This window comes from Staphylococcus sp. MZ3 (assembly GCF_018622755.1).
In the GTDB taxonomy this organism is placed as follows: Bacteria; Bacillota; Bacilli; order Staphylococcales; family Staphylococcaceae; genus Staphylococcus; species Staphylococcus aureus.
Genome location: NZ_CP076026.1, coordinates 1,695,430 through 1,717,386, shown reverse-complemented (window position 1 = coordinate 1,717,386; position 21,957 = coordinate 1,695,430). Strand labels below are relative to the sequence as shown.

Here is a 21,957-nt window from a genome sequence, read left to right as displayed (position 1 = left end):
GAAAACATTGGTGATCGTTTCTCACCCAGATATGCCAAATTTCTATTGGTATATACGAATCAGTCAATATCAGAAATTAGTGAATATCTTATATTTAACTCACAAAGTTACTTCACATCCGTGTTTAAAAAAGAAACAGGAAAAACGCCTTTTGAATATAGAAAGAGTGATTTGTAAAGCTGATGGCTAATGCAAAGAATCAATTGCGGCAATCCTTTTGTATCTTTTTCCAGTGTGGCTGCGGTTTCTGTTGACGGGAACAGCAGGGTTTATCGGGAATCTGGTGCCAGATGAGATAACAGATCAGTTACTTTACTTTTACCAGAAAGGGTGTAAGCTAAAACTTAGGCTAGCCATTGCGCTAGCGACTTGGTACAATAAGGTGGCAATTGAATTATATTAATAATCGATAGGAGGTAGAAGCAAATGAAATCTACAACTATAGTAACATTTAAAGAACTCCATGTATAGGTGGCTGTGACAAGCTTTACATGGAGTAGAATAATTATTGTCCAAAGCCACCTTTGCAATTGCTAGTACTAACGCAAAGGAGGATATGAAAATGCAATACAAAATAATTAATGGTGCCGTTTACTATGATGGTAATATGGTGTTGGAAAACATCGGTATTGAAATCAATGATAATGAAAAGATTGCTATTGTTGGTAGAAATGGATGTGGAAAAACAACCTTGCTAAAAGCTATTATAGGCGAAATTGAATTAGAAGAAGGAACTGGTGAAAGTGAGTTTCAAGTAATAAAGACCGGTAACCCTTATATTAGCTATTTAAGACAGATGCCTTTTGAAGATGAAAGTATATCAATGGTGGATGAAGTCCGTACGGTATTTAAGACGCTTATTGATATGGAAAACAAGATGAAACAGCTGATAGATAAAATGGAGAATCAATATGATGATAAAATCATCAATGAATACTCTGATATCAGTGAAAGGTATATGGCTCTTGGAGGTCTAACCTACCAAAAAGAATATGAAACGATGATTCGTAGTATGGGTTTTACTGAAGCAGATTATAAAAAACCCATTTCTGAATTTTCAGGTGGTCAGCGAACTAAGATAGCTTTTATAAAAATACTTTTAACAAAGCCAGACATTCTATTACTTGATGAACCTACTAACCACCTTGATATAGAAACAATACAATGGTTGGAGAGTTATTTGAGAAGTTATAAATCTACATTGGTTATTATTTCCCATGATAGAATGTTTCTTAATCGAATTGTGGATAAGGTTTATGAAATCGAATGGGGAGAGACCAAATGTTATAAAGGTAATTATTCAGCCTTTGAGGAGCAAAAACGAGAAAATCATATCAAACAGCAAAAAGATTACGACTTGCAACAGATAGAAATTGAAAGGATTACACGCTTGATTGAACGTTTTCGTTATAAACCTACGAAAGCTAAAATGGTGCAATCTAAAATTAAATTATTACAGCGTATGCAAATATTAAATGCACCAGACCAATACGATACAAAAACTTATATGTCTAAATTTCAACCGAGAATCAGTAGTTCAAGGCAAGTATTAAGTGCTTCAGAACTTGTGATAGGCTATGATACTCCTCTTGCAAAGGTTAATTTCAACCTTGAAAGGGGACAGAAGCTTGGAATTGTTGGGAGTAATGGTATTGGTAAATCCACGTTGCTTAAAACACTTATGGGTGGTGTGGCAGCATTGTCTGGAGATTTTAAATTCGGATACAATGTTGAAATTAGCTATTTTGACCAACAGCTTGCTCAAATCAGTGGAGATGATACACTATTCGAAATTTTTCAAAGCGAATACCCTGAGCTAAATGACACAGAGGTCAGAACTGCTCTTGGCTCATTTCAGTTTAGTGGAGATGATGTTTTTAGACCGGTGTCCTCTTTGTCAGGTGGAGAAAAGGTTAGATTGACATTATGTAAATTATTATATAAACGTACTAATGTTTTAATCTTAGATGAACCGACAAACCACATGGATATTATTGGAAAAGAGAATTTAGAGAATATCTTATGCAGTTATCAAGGTACAATTATTTTTGTGTCACATGATAGATATTTTACTAATAAGATTGCTGACAGATTACTTGTTTTTGATAAGGATGGTGTAGAGTTTGTACAATCTACTTATGGTGAGTACGAGAAAAAAAGGATGAATTCTGAAAAGCCATTTAATAACATTAAAGTTGAGCAGAAAGTAGAGAAAAATAACACAGTAAAAGGCGATCGTAACTCCATTGAGAAGGAGAAGGTTAAGAAGGAGAAACGAATTGAAAAACTTGAAGTGTTAATAAATCAATATGATGAAGAATTAGAAAGATTGAATAAAATTATTTCTGAACCAAACAATTCTTCTGATTATATAGTACTGACGGAAATACAAAAATCAATTGATGATGTTAAAAGGTGTCAGGGTAATTATTTTAATGAATGGGAACAGTTGATGAGAGAATTGGAAGTTATGTAATTTTTGAGTTATGCAATAAGGATGTAAAAGTGTTAATGATACATTCTGGTTGTTGAAAATGTAAAAAAATTAATGAATTTTTATTAGATATAATCGCTATGTGAAGACCTTTTGAGTTTGCCGCATAGCGGTTTTTATTATCTATACTTTGGAATTGTCAAGAAAAGTGTAGTCGTATAAACTCACTAAATTTCCTTTGATTGTTATGCTGCCAGAAGTTGTTCTTCCAGCTGAACAAAATTATTACGATTTATATGAAAAGTTGTTGCCTGGATGCCAATTCCATAAAATGGGTTGGGCAATGGGGGTTGTCTGGACAAAATAACTTAAAGCTGTGGCTTTGAAAAGTTGAATTTGTGATTGTTTTCAGAGCTATCGGGTGCTTTAGTATAAATAACAATGAATAAAAAATCAGCCTGTATCTTATGTTACTATTAAGTAATTTAAGATACAGGTTTTACTATTTTTGAAATAAGTACCTTCCACTTCAAATACATGTATTCAAAGTGAAAGTATTGATTTAAATGATTCTTTTGTAATTTACTCTTGATAAGATATAACGCCCTCACAAGAAGATATCATAACAACAATGAGGTTGAAGGAGTGTGGTTTGATTTTAGGGATAGATTTATTGGATCATATTATAATCGGTGATAATAGATTTACCAGTCTTGTAGAAGCGGGTTACTTTGATGAAAATGATTGAAGTTGATAGAATTAATGACGTATCTTGTGTATAATACCTACGAAGTACTTTCATTGGAGGAAAAATAGTGACTCTATTTATTATTATCGGGGTTCTCGTGCCAATGGTTTATACCATGCAGTTAAATATTAAAAATGAACCTGTAACAAAGCGCAATCTTTTAATAACATTAGCTTTATCTACGTTAGGTATTTTAGTAACCGCGTTAGCAGGTGTAATCGTTACGAAACAAGCTTTTCCTTTATTAAGTGTAGCAATTGGCTCAATTTTTACTGGAATCGTTTGGGGCCTTTTACTAAGTGGTAGCTACGCGCTGATACGATTTTTATCTAACGCATTTGGGCGTAAGTAATAGTAATCTGTTCATCAAGTAGTATCCGTGCTTGAAAACAAATTAAAACTCCTAATGTGGAACTAGTTAAAAAATTCTAAACTAGTACATTAGGAGTTTTGTTATGCAGAATAAATTTAATTGTTAAATTGAAAGTGCGGTAAAAATCCACTATTTATTTGAAAAAAATCGAGCAACCAAATTAAACCTTGATATCCTAAGTAAATACATAATAAAACAAGTCCGACATAAATTAAAAATCGCAAAATAGAAAGTCCAACTCTAAAAAGGAGGATGACTAATAGTGCTATTAAAATAATTGTTAGTATACTCAATGCTACAAACCTCCTAATACGCTTTTAAATCATAACAAAATTATAAGCTATTTTAAATGAACGTGCATCAGTCCTAAGATATATCATGATTAAGGCTGAAGACTGAGGAAAATATACATAATAAAATATATAATTAGATGAAGACATTGGAGGCGAACTATGAGATTGATATTTAGTATGATTAAAAACATTATAGCAGTAATAGCAATTGTGATAATTGTTTATATCGCCTTGAAATACGCACCTTTTTTAAAAGAACAAGATTGGAATCCTGTAAATCACGATAATGATCAAATGAATCAAGTTACGCAACCCACTAATGATGCCCAACATGTTTATGTAAGTGGTGAGAAATATTCATTAAAAGAAAATGATTTAATAAAGAATGTACCATTAAGCCAAATTAAAAATGTATTTAAAATGATAGATAAACAAGAGTTTATGGCTGTGTCTGGAATGAATCGCATGGCTTATAATGATCAATATATTATAGGTCAAAGAGGAGACGAATTTATTCTTTATAAATTTGGAGATGAGTCAATGCGTGTTTACAATACTGAATTTGAAATGCAACAAGACTTAAATGAATTAGGGCAAAATTTACAACTAAAACCCGAAAATGCTTATCAATAGGAAATTATTGCATAAGAAATATATTTTAGTTATCCTGTCACTAGAATAAATTTAAAAGGTTGGTGTAGTTCAAATGGCAGAACAATCAAAACAGAAACAAGCTAATGAACAACAAAAGGCCCAGAACTTATTCGCACGTTGGAGACAACTTCAGAATTCGAACAGTGAATCCTCGAACGATACAAACAAATAATTTTAAAATTTAAATCGATTATTTAAACTACTAGTGACTGGAATGTTTGCTAGTAGTTTTTTGTTTTTAAAATGCCACAAATTTTTTACGGAGTTGTTCATTTTCAAAGTAATTCGTAGTTAGTGCTTTATTTCATAATGGGAGTAATATAAAATAGAAAAGGATATACAATATTTTGACATAATAGAGGTGTTCTGGGTGCTTAAGTTTTTTAAAAATAACAAATTAATTGTTGTTTTATGTGCAATTATCGTTTTTATTGCATTAATTGGGCTGTCCATACGTTCACAATCTCAATCACCTCCTGAACAATATATAGGTGATTCTGTGTCTTTTGGACAACGAGTTGTGAGTTATCCAGTTAATTTTGTTGCTGGTACGATTGGGGACTTTTTTAAAAAAGGAGATTCTAAAGAATCTAAAAATAAGATTAGCCAGTTAGAATCTAAGAACCAACAATTAGAAGCGGAAAATGAAAAATTAAAAAAAGAGCTTGATTTAAAAGATATTTCAAAATTTGATCCTATTTCTACTACGGTTTTGGCAAGAAATCCGGATCAGTGGATGAATACAATTGTAATTGATAAGGGATCCAAATCAGGTATAACTTCAAATATGGCTGTGATGACATCACAAGGTTTTGTTGGAAGAGTTACTAAAGTTAATAAATTTTCTTCACAAGTTGATTTAATCTCAACTAATACACGTGCGGGTAAATTATCTGTAAATATACAACATGGTTCTAAAAATATATTTGGTTTAATTGATCGTTATGATGAAAAGAACTCAGAACTTGTAATTAGTGACATTAATAATAGAGATAATATCTCAAAAGGTGATAAAGTCGTTACAAGTGGATTAGCTGATCAACTACCAAGTAATTTATATATAGGAGAAGTGACTAAGGTTCAAAATGATCAATACGGCTTAGCTAAAGAAGTTAGGGTTAAGACTGGTGCAGACTTAACAGATTTGAGTCATGTTTATGTTGCAAAAAGAGATCCTAAAACAATTCCTGATGATGAAAGCAGGGATAAATAATGCGTACACTGTATTATTTTTTGATAGGTATTTTACTATTTTATATAGATACTGCAATTGGGCTTCTTATTCCAATGCACATAGGTAAGTTTGAACTTGTATTTGTACCACACCTTACATTTATGTATATTTTAATGATGGTAGTGTATCGTGGCTTTGGCGTATCATTATTGCTCAGCATATTTTTAGGCGTAATGACTGATGTATACTTTGGTAGTATTTATGGAGTGTACTTATTTGGTTATATATTGTTATTAGCACTTATAGATCGATTCTTTAAAATTTTTTACAAAGATCATTCGATGTTATTCATTATTATATTAGCCAGCACCATATTATTAGAAGTCTATGTGGCATTAATATACGGTATGTTAGGATTCATTCAATTTGATATTATTCATTTTGTAGTCTTTAGATTATTGCCAACATTAATTATGAATTTTGTACTGTTGATTATGCTTTATCCGTTGATTATAAAGTTCCTTAAAAAAACAAACAATGACATTGACATGAAACGTCGTCAATGGTAAGATGCAATAGTTGAGTAGTTATAAGTAGCTACATACAACCGCTCAAATATAGGTTCAAGAACATTTTTAATGAAGAAAGCGATTGTCAATCAAGGCGTTGAAGGAAGAAATGAGAAGAGTTTATGTTTATAAATGACTCGAGTTGCGACCGAAACAACCTAGAGTGCAAACGCTTGACTCATTTGCAGAAGTTATTGAAAGAAAGCGATTGTCAATCAAGGCGTTGAAGGAAGAAACGAGAAGAGTTTATGTTTATAAATGACTCGAGTTGCGACCGAAACAACGTAGAGTGCAAACGCTTGACTCAATAACGAAATGTCACCTATGTATGGCGTGACTTATTATACAGGAGGTGCAAAGTATGTTTGCTATTATTGAAACAGGTGGAAAACAAATCAAAGTAGAAGAAGGTCAAGAAATCTTCGTTGAAAAATTAGACGTAAACGAAGGAGATACTTTTACATTTGATAAAGTATTATTTGTAGGTGGAGATTCAGTTAAAGTTGGAGCGCCAACAGTTGAAGGTGCAACAGTTACTGCTACTGTTAATAAACAAGGTCGCGGTAAAAAAATTACTGTATTCACATACAAACGTCGTAAAAATTCAAAACGTAAAAAAGGCCATCGTCAACCATACACTAAATTAACAATCGATAAAATCAACGCGTAATTATTATGATTACTGTTGATATTACAGTTAATGATGAAGGCAAAGTAACAGACGTTATTATGGATGGCCATGCTGACCATGGTGAATATGGTCATGATATCGTTTGTGCTGGAGCTTCAGCTGTATTGTTTGGTAGTGTTAATGCGATTATAGGATTGACATCTGAGAGACCAGATATCAATTATGACGACAATGGTGGTCATTTTCATATAAGAAGCGTTGATACAAATAACGATGAAGCGCAACTAATTCTTCAAACAATGCTTGTGTCTTTACAAACTATTGAAGAAGAATATAATGAGAATATTAGATTAAATTATAAGTGAGGTGCATTCCGATGTTAAAATTAAACTTACAATTCTTCGCATCTAAAAAAGGGGTAAGTTCTACAAAAAACGGACGTGACTCTGAATCAAAACGCTTAGGTGCTAAACGTGCTGACGGTCAATTCGTAACAGGTGGTTCAATTTTATATCGCCAACGTGGTACTAAAATTTACCCTGGTGAAAATGTAGGTCGTGGTGGCGATGATACATTATTCGCTAAAATCGACGGCGTTGTTAAATTCGAACGTAAAGGTCGCGACAAAAAACAAGTTTCTGTATATGCAGTAGCTGAATAATTTTGTCTAGTTAACACCAGAAGTGAATCTTCTGGTGTTTTTTACTTTTTATAAAACGTTTTTCATTATTATTTTCATTATGTTATTAAAAAATGGGAATTTTAGACGTTATACTAAATGTGCAACTGTATAAGAGCCCCTAATCGCTAAACTATAAGGGGGACAAAGGAATACAGTTGCAGTATAAAAAGCAAAAAAGTATCATGTTTGGTACTTGGAAATATCAGCAATTTGAGTAAAGTAAACTTAAAAGCAACTGCATAAGAGCCCCTAATCGCTAAACTATAAGGGGCTCTAATATGCTATAATTATTGGGAAAATGAAAATTATATGTAAAAGAGGTGAGATATATGTTTGTCGATCAAGTCAAAATATCTCTTAAAGCCGGTGATGGTGGTAATGGTATTACCGCATACAGAAGAGAAAAATATGTACCATTTGGTGGACCAGCTGGCGGTGACGGTGGTAAAGGTGCTTCAGTCGTATTTGAAGTGGATGAAGGTTTAAGAACGTTATTAGATTTTAGATATCAACGTCATTTTAAAGCAAGCAAAGGTGAAAATGGCCAAAGTAGTAATATGCATGGTAAAAATGCGGAAGATTTAGTATTAAAAGTTCCACCTGGTACAATTATTAAAAATGTTGAAACAGACGAAGTGTTAGCAGATCTTGTTGAAGATGGTCAAAGAGCTGTAGTAGCGAAGGGCGGTCGAGGTGGCCGAGGTAATTCACGTTTTGCAACACCTAGAAACCCTGCACCTGACTTCAGTGAAAAAGGTGAACCAGGTGAGGAATTAGATGTATCTTTAGAATTGAAATTATTAGCTGATGTAGGATTAGTAGGTTTCCCTAGTGTGGGTAAATCGACTTTATTATCTATCGTTTCAAAAGCTAAGCCTAAAATTGGGGCATATCATTTTACAACGATTAAACCAAATCTAGGTGTTGTTTCAACACCTGATCAACGTAGTTTTGTTATGGCAGATTTACCAGGTTTAATTGAAGGTGCATCTGATGGCGTTGGATTAGGACATCAATTTTTAAGACATGTAGAGAGAACAAAAGTTATTGTTCACATGATTGATATGAGTGGTTCTGAAGGTAGAGAACCTATTGAAGATTATAAAGTCATTAATCAAGAATTAGCCGCGTACGAGCAACGTTTAGAAGATAGACCTCAAATCGTAGTAGCTAACAAGATGGATTTACCTGAATCACAAGATAATTTAAACTTGTTTAAAGAAGAAATTGGCGAAGATGTGCCAGTTATTCCAGTTTCAACAATAACGCGTGATAATATTGATCAATTATTATATGCAATAGCAGATAAATTAGAAGAATATAAAGATGTTGACTTCACAGTTGAAGAAGAGGAGTCAGTTGGCATTAACCGAGTATTATATAAACATACACCGTCACAAGATAAATTTACAATTTCAAGAGATGATGATGGTGCTTATGTGGTAAGTGGTAATGCTATTGAAAGAATGTTTAAAATGACTGACTTTAACAGTGATCCAGCAGTACGTCGATTTGCTCGTCAAATGCGTTCGATGGGTATTGATGATGCGCTTAGAGAACGTGGTTGTAAAAATGGTGATATCGTTAGAATTCTTGGCGGAGAATTTGAATTCGTTGAATAGGAGCGTAACATGATGGACAATAAAGATTATAAAAAGTTTTATTTAATTAGAGAAGATGTCTTGCCTGAATCCGTGGTTAAAACATTGAAGATTAAAGATGCCTTAAAAAGTGATCCGACATTGTCCATTTATGATGCCGTTAAACAGTTTGATCTATCTAGAAGTGCTTTTTATAAATATAGAGAAACGATATTTCCAGTAGACGATAAAATGCTTGACCATCGAGAATTTACATTAATTTTATATGTAACAGATATTGTGGGTATGTTGGCACGTGTACTAGATGTTATATCAAAGTTAGAACTATCTGTATTAACGATTCATCAAAGTATTCCAATGGAAGAAAAAGCAACAATAACATTATCACTGAATGCTAAATCTAAAGAAACTTCAGTAGAAGATGTTATTGGCGCTTTGAGAAATTTAGATTATGTATCAAAAGTAGAATTAATTAGTATGAGTATGTAAGGATGTGCCTATAATGTACGCGTATGTCAAAGGTAAGTTAACACATTTATATCCTACACACGTAGTTGTTGAAACTGCTGGTGTTGGTTATGAAATTCAAACACCAAATTCTTATCGTTTTCAAAAGCAACTAGATCATGAAGTTTTAATTCATACATCTTTAATTGTTCGTGAAGATGCACAATTATTGTATGGATTTAGTAGTGAAGAAGAGAAAGATATGTTCTTGAGTTTAATTAAAGTTACTGGTATTGGTCCGAAATCAGCTTTAGCTATTTTAGCGACAAGTACGCCTAATGAAGTAAAACGTGCCATTGAAAATGAAAATGATACGTATTTAACTAAATTCCCAGGAATTGGTAAGAAAACGGCAAGACAGATTGTCTTAGATTTAAAAGGTAAAGTGAAAATCACTGAAGAAGATAGCGATTCATTATTACAAGTAGACGCTACTTCGACGGTGCAAGATCAATTCGTGCAAGAAGCAATGTTAGCGTTAGAAGCATTAGGTTATTCTAAACGAGAGCTTGCAAAAGTTGAGAAAACGTTAAATAAAAATAAATATGACTCAGTTGATGAAGCTGTTAAGGCAGGTCTTCAATTAGTTGTATCTTAATTTTAAATAGATTAATAGGGGAAGTGTTGTCATGAATGAGCGTATGGTTGATCAATCAATGCATAGTGAAGAAACTGATTTCGAATTGTCGCTTAGACCTACGAGATTACGACAATATATTGGTCAAAATTCAATAAAAAGTAATTTAGAAGTATTTATTAAAGCGGCTAAACTTCGTCATGAACCATTAGATCATGTATTGCTTTTTGGCCCCCCTGGATTAGGTAAGACAACATTATCTAATATCATTGCCAATGAAATGGAAGTTAATATACGTACAGTATCAGGGCCTTCATTAGAAAGACCTGGTGATTTGGCTGCAATTTTATCAGGACTTCAACCTGGAGATGTTTTGTTTATTGATGAAATACACAGACTGAGTAGTGTTGTTGAAGAAGTGTTATACCCTGCAATGGAAGATTTCTTTTTAGATATTATCATTGGTAAAGGCGATGAGGCTAGAAGTATCCGTATCGACTTACCTCCATTCACTTTGGTAGGTGCAACAACGCGAGCTGGCAGCTTAACAGGTCCACTAAGGGATCGATTTGGTGTGCACTTAAGATTAGAATATTATAATGAATCAGATTTAAAAGAAATCATTATTAGAACAGCTGAGGTTTTAGGCACAGGTATTGATGAAGAAAGTGCCATTGAACTTGCTAAACGTTCTAGAGGGACTCCAAGAGTAGCAAATCGACTATTGAAGCGGGTAAGAGACTTCCAGCAAGTGAATGAAGATGAACAAATATACATTGAAACAACGAAGCACGCATTAGGTTTACTTCAAGTTGATCAACACGGACTAGATTACATTGATCATAAAATGATGAACTGTATTATTAAGCAGTATAATGGTGGACCTGTTGGTTTAGATACGATTGCCGTAACAATTGGTGAAGAACGTATTACAATTGAGGACGTTTATGAGCCATTTCTTATTCAGAAAGGCTTTTTAGAACGTACGCCACGTGGCAGAAAAGCAACACCATTAGCTTATGAACATTTTGCAAAGTCGAATGAGGAGAGAGAATAACGTGAATATTGAAGAATTTGACTATGACTTACCAGAATCATTAATTGCTCAAACGCCTTTAAAAGATCGTGATCATAGTCGTTTATTAGTCATGGATAGAGAAACTGGTGAAATGAAACATTTACATTTCAAAGATATCATTGAGTATTTTAGACCTGGTGATACATTAGTGCTTAACGATACGCGAGTAATGCCAGCTAGACTTTTTGGTTTAAAAGAAGAAACTGGTGCAAAAGTTGAAATGTTAATGTTAACTCAAATTGAAGGTAATGATTGGGAAGTCTTACTGAAACCAGCTAAGCGTATTAAAGTTGGTAATAAATTGAATTTTGGTAATGGCAAAATTATAGCTGAATGCATAAAAGAAATGGATCAAGGTGGACGCATCATGCGTTTACATTATGAAGGTATTTTACAAGAAAGATTAGATGAATTAGGGGAAATGCCACTGCCACCATACATCAAAGAACGTTTAGATGATCCAGATCGTTATCAAACAGTTTACGCTAAAGAAAGTGGTTCAGCGGCAGCACCAACAGCAGGATTACATTTTACTGATGAGTTATTAACTGAAATTAAAAATAAAGGTGTTAATATCGCATTTGTTACATTACATGTTGGGTTAGGTACGTTTAGACCGGTGAGCGTCGATGATGTGAATGACCACGAAATGCATAGTGAATATTATCAAATGACACAAGAAACAGCTGATTTATTAAATGATACTAAGTCCAAAGGACATCGCATTATATCAGTTGGTACAACTTCAACACGTACACTTGAAACAATTCGACGCGATCATGATAAATTTGTTGAAACGAGTGGCTGGACTAATATATTTATTTATCCAGGATTTGATTTTAAAGCAATTGATGGCCAGATTACTAATTTTCATTTACCAAAATCAACATTAGTTATGCTAGTATCAGCGTTTAGTACTCGTGAAAATGTTCTGAATGCTTATAAAACGGCAGTAAATTTAGAATATAGATTCTTTAGTTTTGGCGATGCAATGTTAATTATATAAAAAGAATGTGAGGATTTTGAATATGCCTGCAGTAACATACGAACACATTAAAACTTGTAAACAATCAGGTGCGCGTTTAGGTATCGTGCACACACCACACGGTTCATTTGAAACACCTATGTTTATGCCAGTTGGTACTAAAGCAACCGTTAAAACAATGAGTCCAGAAGAGTTAAGACAAATTGAAGCAAAAATCATTTTGGGCAACACATATCATTTGTGGTTACAACCCGGAAATGATATTATCAAACACGCTGGGGGATTACATAAATTCATGAATTGGGATGGTCCGATTCTTACAGATTCAGGCGGTTTCCAAGTGTTTAGTTTAAGTAATTTACGTAAAATTACAGAAGAAGGCGTGGAATTTAGACATCATACTAATGGGTCTAAATTATTTTTGAGTCCTGAGAAATCAATGCAAATTCAAAATGATTTAGGTTCTGATATTATGATGGCATTTGATGAATGTCCACCGATGCCGGCTGAATATGATTATGTAAAAAAATCTATTGAACGTACAACACGTTGGGCGAAACGATGTCTAGATGCACACCAAAGACCTGAAGATCAAGCATTGTTCGGCATTATACAAGGTGGCGAATATGAAGATTTAAGAGAACAAAGTGCAAAGGATTTAGTAGAATTAGATTTTCCTGGTTATGCAATCGGCGGTTTGTCAGTTGGTGAACCTAAACCGGTTATGTATAAAATGGTTGAACATACAGAGCAGTTTATGCCTAAAGATAAACCAAGATATTTAATGGGTGTAGGATCTCCAGATGCGTTAATCGAATGTAGTATTCGCGGCATGGATATGTTTGATTGTGTCTTACCGACACGTATTGCCAGAAATGGTACTTGTATGACATCGCAAGGTCGTTTAGTTATTAAAAATGCAAAATTTGCAGATGATTTAAGACCGTTAGATGAGAATTGTGACTGTTATACATGTCAAAACTATTCAAGAGCGTATATACGTCATTTAATCAAGGCAGAGGAAACTTTTGGTATTCGTCTTACTACTATTCATAATTTACATTTTCTGCTAAAATTAATGGAAGATATAAGACAAGCCATTCGAGAAGATCGTCTTTTAGATTTCAAAGAAGAATTCTTCGAGCAATATGGATTAAATGTTGAGAACCCAAAAAACTTTTAAGCAAGAGGAGCGTATAAAATGCAATTTTCATTACTAATATATATAGTCGTAATTTTTGCGGTTATGTATTTCTTGATGATCAGACCACAACAAAAACGTGCGAAACAGCATCGTGAGTTGATTAATAACATTCAATCTGGTCAAAGAATTACAACTATTGGTGGTATTAAAGGTACTGTTAAAGCAGTAGATGAAACAACTGTTGTTATTACAGTTAATGGTCATGGTACTGAATTAACTTTCGAAAAACCTGCTATTAAACAAGTTGACCCTTCATAATGAGAAGTGGTATTAAAAAGGATGAAACGAATAGCGTTTCATCCTTTTTAAGTTATAAGTAGTATGTAGAATAGCTTATTTTTATTCCAAAAAAAGAAATTGTGATACATAATAATTGTTAAATTTAAATTAAATATATCTATGACTATTTTTACTCCCTGCTCTAGTATGTTAATATGTATAAGGCTAATAAATTTTGTAAGAAAGATTTAACTTGCGTTATAAAATAGTATTCAAGTATTCTAAATACATACGTAAATAATGAGGTGTTCATGTGAAGAAAAGTAGTAGAATAATTGCGTTCTTGCTTTTAGTCGTATTGTTGTTTGCCGGAATGGCTGCAACTTATAAAAGTGTTATAAAGAATGTCAATTTAGGACTTGATTTGCAAGGTGGATTTGAGGTGCTTTATCAAGTCGATCCTTTAAATAAAGGCGACAAAATAGATAAAAAAGCCTTACAATCAACAGCGCAAACATTAGAAAATCGTGTTAACGTTTTAGGTGTTTCGGAACCTAAAATTCAAGTTGAAGAACCTAATAGAATTAGAGTACAACTTGCTGGTGTAACAGACCAGAATGAAGCACGTAAAATTTTATCTTCTCAAGCTAATTTAACAATTCGCGATGCAGAAGATAAAGTAAAATTAAGCGGTTCTGATATTAAACAGGGATCTGCCAAACAAGAATTTAAACAGGAAACAAACCAGCCTACAGTTACTTTTAAAGTAAAAGACAAAAACAAATTTAAAAAAGTAACGGAAGAAATCTCTAAGAAACGTGATAATGTCATGGTTGTTTGGTTAGATTTCAAAAAAGGTGACAGCTATAAAAAAGAAGCACAAAAGAAAAACCCTAAATTTATTTCTGCAGCAAGTGTTGATCAACCAATCAATTCTGATAGCGTAGAAATCTCGGGTGGATTTAAAGGACAAGAAGGCGTTAAAAAAGCAAAACAAATCGCCGAATTGTTAAATGCAGGTTCTTTACCAGTTGACTTGAAAGAAATTTATTCAAACTCAGTAGGTGCCCAATTTGGTCAAGATGCATTAGATAAAACTGTGTTTGCATCGTTTATTGGTGTAGCATTAATTTATTTATTCATGCTTGGATTCTACCGATTACCTGGTTTAGTAGCGATTATTGCATTGACAACTTATATCTATCTAACGTTAGTAGCATTTAATTTCATTTCCGGGGTTCTAACTTTACCAGGATTAGCGGCGTTGGTATTAGGTGTAGGTATGGCTGTAGATGCCAATATTATCATGTATGAGCGTATTAAGGATGAACTTCGAATAGGTAGAACGATAAAGCAAGCCTTTTCTAAAGCAAACAAAAGTTCATTCCTAACAATTTTTGATTCTAACTTAACAACAGTTATCGCCGCAGCAGTATTATTCTTCTTCGGTGAAAGTTCAGTTAAAGGTTTCGCGACAATGTTATTATTAGGTATTCTAATGATCTTTGTTACAGCCGTGTTCTTATCAAGATTCTTATTATCATTACTTGTTTCATCAAATATATTCAAAAATCAATTTTGGTTATTTGGTGTTAAAAAGAATAAACGACATGATATTAATGAAGGTGTAGATGTTCATGACCTTAAAACTTCATTCGAGAAATGGAATTTTGTTAAATTAGCTAAGCCATTAATTGGAGTAAGTATTTTAATTGTAGTCGTTGGTTTAGTTATTCTTTATATCTTCAAGTTAAACCTAGGAATTGATTTCTCAAGTGGTACACGTGTAGATTTCCAATCTAAACAAGCAATTACTCAACAAAAGGTTGAGCAAGTTGTAAAAGATAGTGGACTTAAAGCGGATCAAATTCAAATCAATGGTAAAGATAATAAAGTAGCAACTGTTCAATTTAAAGACGATTTAACGCGTGCTCAAGATAATAAATTGAGTGATAATATTAAATCGAAATTCGGTGACACACCTCAAATTAATACTGTATCACCAATTATTGGACAGGAATTAGCAAAAAATGCAATGCTTGCATTAATCTATGCATCGATAGGTATCATCATCTATGTATCATTACGATTTGAATGGCGCATGGGTCTTTCATCTGTATTGGCATTATTACATGATGTATTCATTATAGTAGCGATTTTCAGTTTATTTAGAATTGAAGTAGATTTAACATTTATCGCCGCTGTATTAACAATTGTCGGTTATTCAATTAATGATACAATCGTAACGTTTGACCGTGTACGTGAAAACTTACAAAAGGTTAAAGTGATTACGACAACAGAACAAATTGATGATATCGTTAATAGATCAATTAGACAGACAATGACACGTTCAATTAATACAGTATTAACAGTTATTGTAGTAGTAGTTGCTATACTATTCTTCGGTGCTCCTACGATATTCAACTTTACTTTAGCATTATTTATCGGATTGATTTCTGGTGTATTCTCTTCAATCTTCATTGCCGTTCCGCTATGGGGAATAATGAAAAAACGTCAGTTGAAAAAATCGCCGAAACACAAATTAGTTGTATATAAAGAAAAGAAATCGAACGATGAAAAGATTTTAGTTTAAAATGAATTAAGCGGTATGTGAAACATTAAAGAGTTCACATATCGCTTTTTACTTTATTTAAATTTAACAAAATATATATAAATAAGTTCCCGCATTCATTTTTAAAAAATGGTATAATTAAAGTCTTGATTATTTAGATAAGTGCTTTTTATTTAAAGTAATTTTAGATATAATGTCTTTTGGAAATGAGGCGTAAATATATATGATTAAACCGAAGTATAAGTGGAAATTAACTAAACCAGCTGAATACATAAGTGATGAATTAACATCAAAATTAAAGTTAACGCCAATCGTAAAAAAAATATTAGAAAGTAAATCGATTATTGATGAACAAGCAATTGAATCCATCATTTCAGACACAGATGTCAATCATGATGCATTGCAATTGAGCGATATGACTAAGGCTATTGAAAGAATTAAAAGAGCGATAGCGAATGATGAGAAAATCCTAGTTTATGGTGATTACGATGCCGACGGTGTTACCTCAACTACAATTTTAGTGACAACATTACAACTTTTAGGTGCACAAGTAGGATGGCATATTCCTAACCGCTTTACCGAAGGATATGGACCAAACGAACTAGCATTTAGAAATGCTCATGATGAAGGCATAACATTAATCATAACTGTTGATAATGGCATACAAGGTCATAATGAAATTAAAATGGTTCAAGATTTAGGAGTTGATGTCATTGTAACTGATCATCATGAAATTGGTAGTACATTACCAGAAGCATATGCAATCATACATCCAATGCATCCATCGTTTAATTATCCGTTCCAACAATTGTGTGGTGCAGGTGTTGCATACAAATTAGCACAAGCATTGATTGAAAATGTACCTGATTATTTTAAAGCATTAGTTGCGATAGGTACCATTGCGGATTTAGTATCCTTAACTGATGAAAATCGATCATTAGTGAAACAAGGATTAAAAGTCTTAAATGATCAATGTCCGACCTCTGTTAAAGCATTGCTAAAAGAAGCGGGATACAATGACAATATTGATGAAGAAACAATTGGTTTTATTATTGGACCTAGACTTAATGCTGTAGGTCGTTTAGATGACGCATCATTAGCTTGCGAATTGTTGATGACTGACGACGAAGAAGAAGCTGCATTTTTAGCAGAACAAGTTGAACATTTTAACCGTGAAAGAAAAGATATTGTAGCAACTATCACAGAAGAAGCAATGGCTATGGCAGAAACGAAAGTTAAAAAGGGAGATTTATTTTTACTTTTAGCAAAAGAAAATTGGCATGAAGGTGTCTTAGGTATTGTTGCTTCGAAAATTGTCGAAACATTTGCTTTGCCAACATTAATTTTAAATATTGATAGGGAGCAAAATCATGCAAAAGGCTCCGCCAGATCAATTGATCAAGTGTCGATGTTTGAAATACTATCAGCACATCAAGAGTTAATCGCTAAATTTGGCGGCCATCATATGGCTGCAGGTATGACGATGGATATTGAAAATATAGAATCGTTAGCTGAAGGTTTAAATAAATGGATGAAAGAATTATCTAAAACAACTTCGTTAGATCCCGTAAAGCAAGTAGATGTATTATTAACAGAAAATGATATAACGATTAAAAATATTCGTGATATGAATCGTTTAAGACCCTTCGGAACAGATTTTTCTAGACCTATTTTTGAAATGGATGATTTATCAGTTTCTTCAGTTAAGGCGATAGGTCAACAAAAAAATCATCTAAAATTGACACTTGGTGAAAGTAATATCGCCGCGCTATTTTGGCAAAATGGACACTTAGAACCTGAGTTACAAGATGAACAGCCAATTAATATATTAGGATCTGTTCAAATCAACGAATGGAATGGTAATCAATCACCGCAAATAATTATTCAAGATATTGCGATGAATGAACAGCAAATATTAGATTATAGAAGTAAGCGAAAAAGTTTACCTTTTACAGAAAATGATGAAAATATTGTCGTGCTTATTCATCCTAAAAGTGATAAAGTAAATGCGAATGAATATTATTATGGTGAAGAAATTAAACAACAAACTGATAAAGTAGTATTAAGAGATTTACCAACGTCAATGGAAGACTTGTCTAATTCCTTGCAACAACTGCAATTTTCTCAACTTTATATAGTTTTGCAACATAATCATTCGATTTACTTCGATGGTATACCTAATATGGATATTTTTAAAAAGTGTTATAAAGCATTAATAACTAAACAAGAAACAAATATCCAGAAAGAGGGTATGTTATTGTGTCAACATTTAAGTGTGAAACCAGATACACTTAAATTCATGTTGAAAGTTTTCTTAGACTTAAAATTCGTAACACAAGAAGATGGTTTAATTCGAATCAATCAACAACCTGATAAAAGATCGATTGATTCCAGCAAAGTATATCAATTAAGACAACAACGTATGGATGTTGAAAAGCAATTATTATATCAAGATTTTTCAGAAATAAAAAATTGGATAAAGTCACAATTGTCGTGAGCAATTTAGGAGGAAATATTAATGGATTTAAAGCAATACGTATCAGAAGTTCAAGATTGGCCGAAACCAGGTGTTAGTTTCAAGGATATTACTACAATTATGGATAATGGTGAAGCATATGGCTATGCAACAGATAAAATTGTAGAATACGCAAAAGACAGAGATGTTGATATCGTTGTAGGACCTGAAGCGCGTGGCTTTATCATTGGCTGTCCTGTAGCTTATTCAATGGGGATTGGCTTTGCACCTGTTAGAAAAGAAGGGAAATTACCTCGTGAAGTCATTCGTTATGAGTATGACCTAGAATATGGTACAAATGTTTTAACAATGCACAAAGATGCAATTAAACCAGGTCAACGTGTGTTAATTACAGATGATTTATTAGCTACTGGTGGTACGATTGAAGCAGCAATAAAATTAGTTGAAAAATTAGGCGGTATCGTAGTAGGTATTGCATTTATAATTGAATTGAAATATTTAAATGGTATTGAAAAAATTAAAGATTACGATGTTATGAGTTTAATCTCATACGACGAATAATAAATAATATAATTTTATCAAATGAAATCCTTCATCAAATGTATAAGAACCAATGACTTAATTAAAAAAGTTGTTTAAGTTTTCTTAACATGAGATGTTAGGATTTTTTATTTACTGAAAATGTTAGATGATTGAGCATTATACCTTAATAACATCGTTTATTTATTTCATAAATTGTAGTATCATAGAACTAATATTTAAAAAATGAAACAGTAGATTTAGGTCGAATTTTTGTAAAAGTTTTAAAAGTAGGAATAGTATACAAATTAAACTCGCTCAAGTAAAATTAATATTACGATTAATGACGACAGGATAAATATTTATCGTCGACGGACGTATGATTGGTGTGGGACAAATACTATTCAACAAGAGTACCTAAATCATTGTTTAAGGCGAAGTAATAAATATGAATGGGGTGTATCATATAATGAACAACGAATATCCATATAGTGCAGATGAAGTTCTTCACAAAGCAAAATCATATTTGTCAGCAGATGAATATGAGTATGTTTTAAAAAGCTATCATATTGCTTATGAAGCACATAAAGGTCAGTTCCGAAAAAACGGATTACCATACATTATGCATCCTATACAAGTTGCAGGTATTTTAACAGAAATGCGATTAGACGGACCGACGATTGTCGCAGGTTTTTTGCATGATGTAATTGAAGATACACCGTATACATTTGAAGATGTAAAAGAAATGTTCAATGAAGAAGTTGCTCGAATTGTTGATGGTGTGACGAAGCTTAAAAAAGTAAAATACCGCTCAAAAGAAGAACAACAAGCTGAAAATCATCGCAAGTTATTTATTGCGATTGCCAAAGATGTACGCGTAATTTTGGTGAAATTAGCAGACAGATTACATAATATGCGTACCTTGAAAGCCATGCCGCGTGAAAAACAAATTAGAATTTCTCGAGAAACATTAGAAATTTATGCACCTTTAGCACATCGTCTTGGTATTAATACAATTAAATGGGAACTAGAAGATACGGCTCTTCGTTATATTGATAATGTGCAATATTTTAGAATAGTCAATTTAATGAAGAAGAAACGTAGTGAACGTGAAGCGTATATCGAAACGGCTATTGATAGAATACGTACTGAAATGGACCGAATGAATATCGAAGGCGATATAAATGGTAGACCTAAACATATTTACAGTATTTATCGGAAAATGATGAAGCAGAAAAAACAATTTGATCAAATTTTTGATTTGTTGGCGATACGTGTTATTGTCAATTCTATTAATGATTGTTATGCGATACTTGGGTTGGTGCATACGTTATGGAAACCGATGCCAGGACGTTTTAAAGATTATATTGCAATGCCTAAACAAAATTTGTATCAGTCATTGCATACTACAGTAGTAGGTCCAAATGGAGACCCGCTCGAAATCCAAATACGAACGTTTGATATGCACGAAATTGCTGAGCATGGTGTTGCAGCACACTGGGCTTACAAAGAAGGTAAAAAAGTAAGTGAAAAAGATCAAACTTATCAAAATAAGTTAAATTGGTTAAAAGAATTAGCTGAAGCGGATCATACATCGTCTGACGCTCAAGAATTTATGGAAACCTTAAAATATGACTTACAGAGTGACAAAGTATACGCATTTACCCCAGCGAGTGATGTTATTGAGTTGCCATATGGTGCTGTGCCGATTGATTTTGCTTATGCGATTCACAGTGAAGTAGGTAATAAGATGATTGGTGCCAAGGTGAATGGCAAAATTGTACCAATTGACTATATTTTACAAACAGGCGATATTGTTGAAATACGTACTAGTAAACATTCATATGGACCAAGTCGTGATTGGTTGAAAATTGTTAAATCGTCTAGTGCCAAAGGTAAAATTAAAAGTTTCTTCAAAAAACAAGATCGTTCATCTAATATTGAAAAAGGCCGAATGATGGTTGAAGTTGAAATAAAAGAGCAAGGATTTAGAGTCGAAGATATTTTGACAGAGAAAAATATTCAGGTTGTTAATGAAAAATATAACTTTGCAAATGAAGATGATTTATTCGCAGCTGTAGGATTTGGCGGCGTGACATCCTTACAGATTGTTAATAAATTAACTGAAAGACAACGTATTTTAGATAAACAACGTGCTTTAAATGAAGCACAAGAAGTTACGAAATCATTGCCTATTAAAGACAACATCATTACTGATAGTGGTGTCTATGTAGAAGGTTTAGAAAATGTACTTATCAAGTTGTCAAAATGTTGTAATCCTATACCAGGTGATGATATTGTAGGTTATATCACCAAAGGTCACGGTATTAAAGTACATCGCACTGATTGCCCAAATATTAAGAACGAAACTGAACGACTAATTAATGTTGAATGGGTAAAATCAAAAGACGCAACTCAAAAATATCAGGTTGATTTAGAGGTAACTGCGTATGACCGAAATGGCTTGTTGAATGAAGTACTACAAGCTGTTAGCTCGACAACCGGCAATTTAATTAAAGTTTCAGGACGTTCAGATATTGATAAAAATGCAATAATAAATATTAGTGTCATGGTGAAAAACGTGAATGATGTTTATCGTGTGGTAGAAAAGATCAAACAACTTGGTGATGTTTATACAGTAACAAGAGTTTGGAACTAGAG

22 protein-coding genes and 1 pseudogene are annotated in these 21,957 nt (G+C 32.9%); 22 read left to right on the top strand and 1 reads right to left on the bottom strand.

The window, feature by feature from the left end; genetic code table 11:
* Positions 1 to 6: 6 nt before the first annotated feature.
* From KI230_RS08280 to KI230_RS08265, 4 genes and pseudogenes are all read left to right on the top strand, one after another.
* Positions 7 to 177, top strand: a complete 171-nt coding sequence (locus KI230_RS08280; protein WP_105461295.1) for a helix-turn-helix domain-containing protein — start codon at positions 7 to 9, stop codon at positions 175 to 177.
* Between the two features lie 385 nt (positions 178 to 562).
* Positions 563 to 2,476, top strand: coding sequence for an ABC-F type ribosomal protection protein OptrA (gene optrA, locus KI230_RS08275; RefSeq protein WP_229023510.1), 1,914 nt, complete (start codon positions 563 to 565; stop codon positions 2,474 to 2,476).
* Between the two features lie 553 nt (positions 2,477 to 3,029).
* Positions 3,030 to 3,182, top strand: a pseudogene (locus KI230_RS08270) (JAB domain-containing protein); the annotation flags it as partial.
* 67 nt (positions 3,183 to 3,249) lie between these two features.
* Positions 3,250 to 3,534 (top strand): hypothetical protein, encoded by a 285-nt coding sequence (locus KI230_RS08265; RefSeq protein WP_000171859.1) that lies wholly within the window; start codon positions 3,250 to 3,252, stop codon positions 3,532 to 3,534.
* A gap of 116 nt (positions 3,535 to 3,650) precedes the next feature.
* On the opposite strand, the gene KI230_RS08260 is transcribed toward KI230_RS08265, so the two are convergent.
* The gene (locus tag KI230_RS08260) at positions 3,651 to 3,848 is read right to left on the bottom strand and encodes a hypothetical protein (RefSeq protein ID WP_000025835.1); all 198 of its coding nucleotides are present in this window, start codon (positions 3,846 to 3,848) and stop codon (positions 3,651 to 3,653) included.
* Positions 3,849 to 4,007: 159 nt separating this feature from the next.
* On the opposite strand from KI230_RS08260, the gene KI230_RS08255 reads away from it, so the two are divergent.
* From KI230_RS08255 to KI230_RS08170, 18 genes are all read left to right on the top strand, one after another.
* Complete coding sequence (locus KI230_RS08255) at positions 4,008 to 4,481, top strand: DUF4930 family protein (RefSeq protein WP_001236734.1); 474 nt, start codon at positions 4,008 to 4,010, stop codon at positions 4,479 to 4,481.
* A 73-nt stretch (positions 4,482 to 4,554) separates the two neighbouring features.
* On the top strand, positions 4,555 to 4,674 hold the full coding sequence (locus KI230_RS08250; RefSeq protein WP_000840602.1) for a hypothetical protein: 120 nt from the start codon (positions 4,555 to 4,557) through the stop codon (positions 4,672 to 4,674).
* A gap of 198 nt (positions 4,675 to 4,872) precedes the next feature.
* Positions 4,873 to 5,715 carry a rod shape-determining protein MreC gene (gene mreC / locus KI230_RS08245; RefSeq protein WP_000911041.1) on the top strand — a complete coding sequence of 281 codons (843 nt, stop codon included), beginning with the start codon at positions 4,873 to 4,875 and terminating at the stop codon, positions 5,713 to 5,715.
* Positions 5,715 to 6,245, top strand: coding sequence for a rod shape-determining protein MreD (gene mreD / locus KI230_RS08240; protein WP_045177814.1), 531 nt, complete (start codon positions 5,715 to 5,717; stop codon positions 6,243 to 6,245). The genes mreC and mreD overlap by 1 nt, the downstream gene beginning before the upstream one ends.
* Positions 6,246 to 6,606: 361 nt before the next feature.
* Entirely contained in the window at positions 6,607 to 6,915 is a 309-nt protein-coding gene (gene rplU, locus KI230_RS08235) for a 50S ribosomal protein L21 (RefSeq protein ID WP_000457386.1), read from the top strand.
* Positions 6,916 to 6,920: 5 nt separating this feature from the next.
* Positions 6,921 to 7,241 carry a ribosomal-processing cysteine protease Prp gene (locus tag KI230_RS08230; RefSeq protein ID WP_000633692.1) on the top strand — a complete coding sequence of 107 codons (321 nt, stop codon included), beginning with the start codon at positions 6,921 to 6,923 and terminating at the stop codon, positions 7,239 to 7,241.
* An 11-nt stretch (positions 7,242 to 7,252) separates the two neighbouring features.
* Positions 7,253 to 7,537 (top strand): 50S ribosomal protein L27, encoded by a 285-nt coding sequence (gene rpmA / locus KI230_RS08225; protein WP_000916187.1) that lies wholly within the window; start codon positions 7,253 to 7,255, stop codon positions 7,535 to 7,537.
* Between the two features lie 350 nt (positions 7,538 to 7,887).
* A complete protein-coding gene (gene obgE, locus KI230_RS08220; RefSeq protein ID WP_000496100.1) occupies positions 7,888 to 9,180 on the top strand; it encodes a GTPase ObgE in 1,293 nt (430 codons plus the stop codon).
* Positions 9,181 to 9,192: 12 nt separating this feature from the next.
* Entirely contained in the window at positions 9,193 to 9,648 is a 456-nt protein-coding gene (locus KI230_RS08215; RefSeq protein ID WP_000368902.1) for an ACT domain-containing protein, read from the top strand.
* 13 nt (positions 9,649 to 9,661) lie between these two features.
* Entirely contained in the window at positions 9,662 to 10,264 is a 603-nt protein-coding gene (gene ruvA, locus KI230_RS08210; protein ID WP_000271551.1) for a Holliday junction branch migration protein RuvA, read from the top strand.
* A gap of 31 nt (positions 10,265 to 10,295) precedes the next feature.
* On the top strand, positions 10,296 to 11,300 hold the full coding sequence (ruvB, locus tag KI230_RS08205) for a Holliday junction branch migration DNA helicase RuvB (protein ID WP_001005767.1): 1,005 nt from the start codon (positions 10,296 to 10,298) through the stop codon (positions 11,298 to 11,300).
* Position 11,301: 1 nt separating this feature from the next.
* A complete protein-coding gene (gene queA / locus KI230_RS08200) occupies positions 11,302 to 12,327 on the top strand; it encodes a tRNA preQ1(34) S-adenosylmethionine ribosyltransferase-isomerase QueA (protein WP_001019178.1) in 1,026 nt (341 codons plus the stop codon).
* Between the two features lie 22 nt (positions 12,328 to 12,349).
* Positions 12,350 to 13,489 (top strand): tRNA guanosine(34) transglycosylase Tgt, encoded by a 1,140-nt coding sequence (gene tgt, locus KI230_RS08195; protein ID WP_001112045.1) that lies wholly within the window; start codon positions 12,350 to 12,352, stop codon positions 13,487 to 13,489.
* 18 nt (positions 13,490 to 13,507) lie between these two features.
* Positions 13,508 to 13,768 (top strand): preprotein translocase subunit YajC, encoded by a 261-nt coding sequence (yajC, locus tag KI230_RS08190; protein WP_001160682.1) that lies wholly within the window; start codon positions 13,508 to 13,510, stop codon positions 13,766 to 13,768.
* A 274-nt stretch (positions 13,769 to 14,042) separates the two neighbouring features.
* A complete protein-coding gene (gene secDF, locus KI230_RS08185) occupies positions 14,043 to 16,322 on the top strand; it encodes a protein translocase subunit SecDF (RefSeq protein WP_000749795.1) in 2,280 nt (759 codons plus the stop codon).
* A 202-nt stretch (positions 16,323 to 16,524) separates the two neighbouring features.
* Entirely contained in the window at positions 16,525 to 18,798 is a 2,274-nt protein-coding gene (recJ, locus tag KI230_RS08180; RefSeq protein ID WP_045177803.1) for a single-stranded-DNA-specific exonuclease RecJ, read from the top strand.
* Between the two features lie 21 nt (positions 18,799 to 18,819).
* Positions 18,820 to 19,338 carry an adenine phosphoribosyltransferase gene (locus KI230_RS08175; RefSeq protein ID WP_000364542.1) on the top strand — a complete coding sequence of 173 codons (519 nt, stop codon included), beginning with the start codon at positions 18,820 to 18,822 and terminating at the stop codon, positions 19,336 to 19,338.
* Positions 19,339 to 19,765: 427 nt separating this feature from the next.
* Positions 19,766 to 21,955 (top strand): RelA/SpoT family protein, encoded by a 2,190-nt coding sequence (locus KI230_RS08170; RefSeq protein WP_001058591.1) that lies wholly within the window; start codon positions 19,766 to 19,768, stop codon positions 21,953 to 21,955.
* The last annotated feature ends 2 nt before the right edge of the window (positions 21,956 to 21,957 follow it).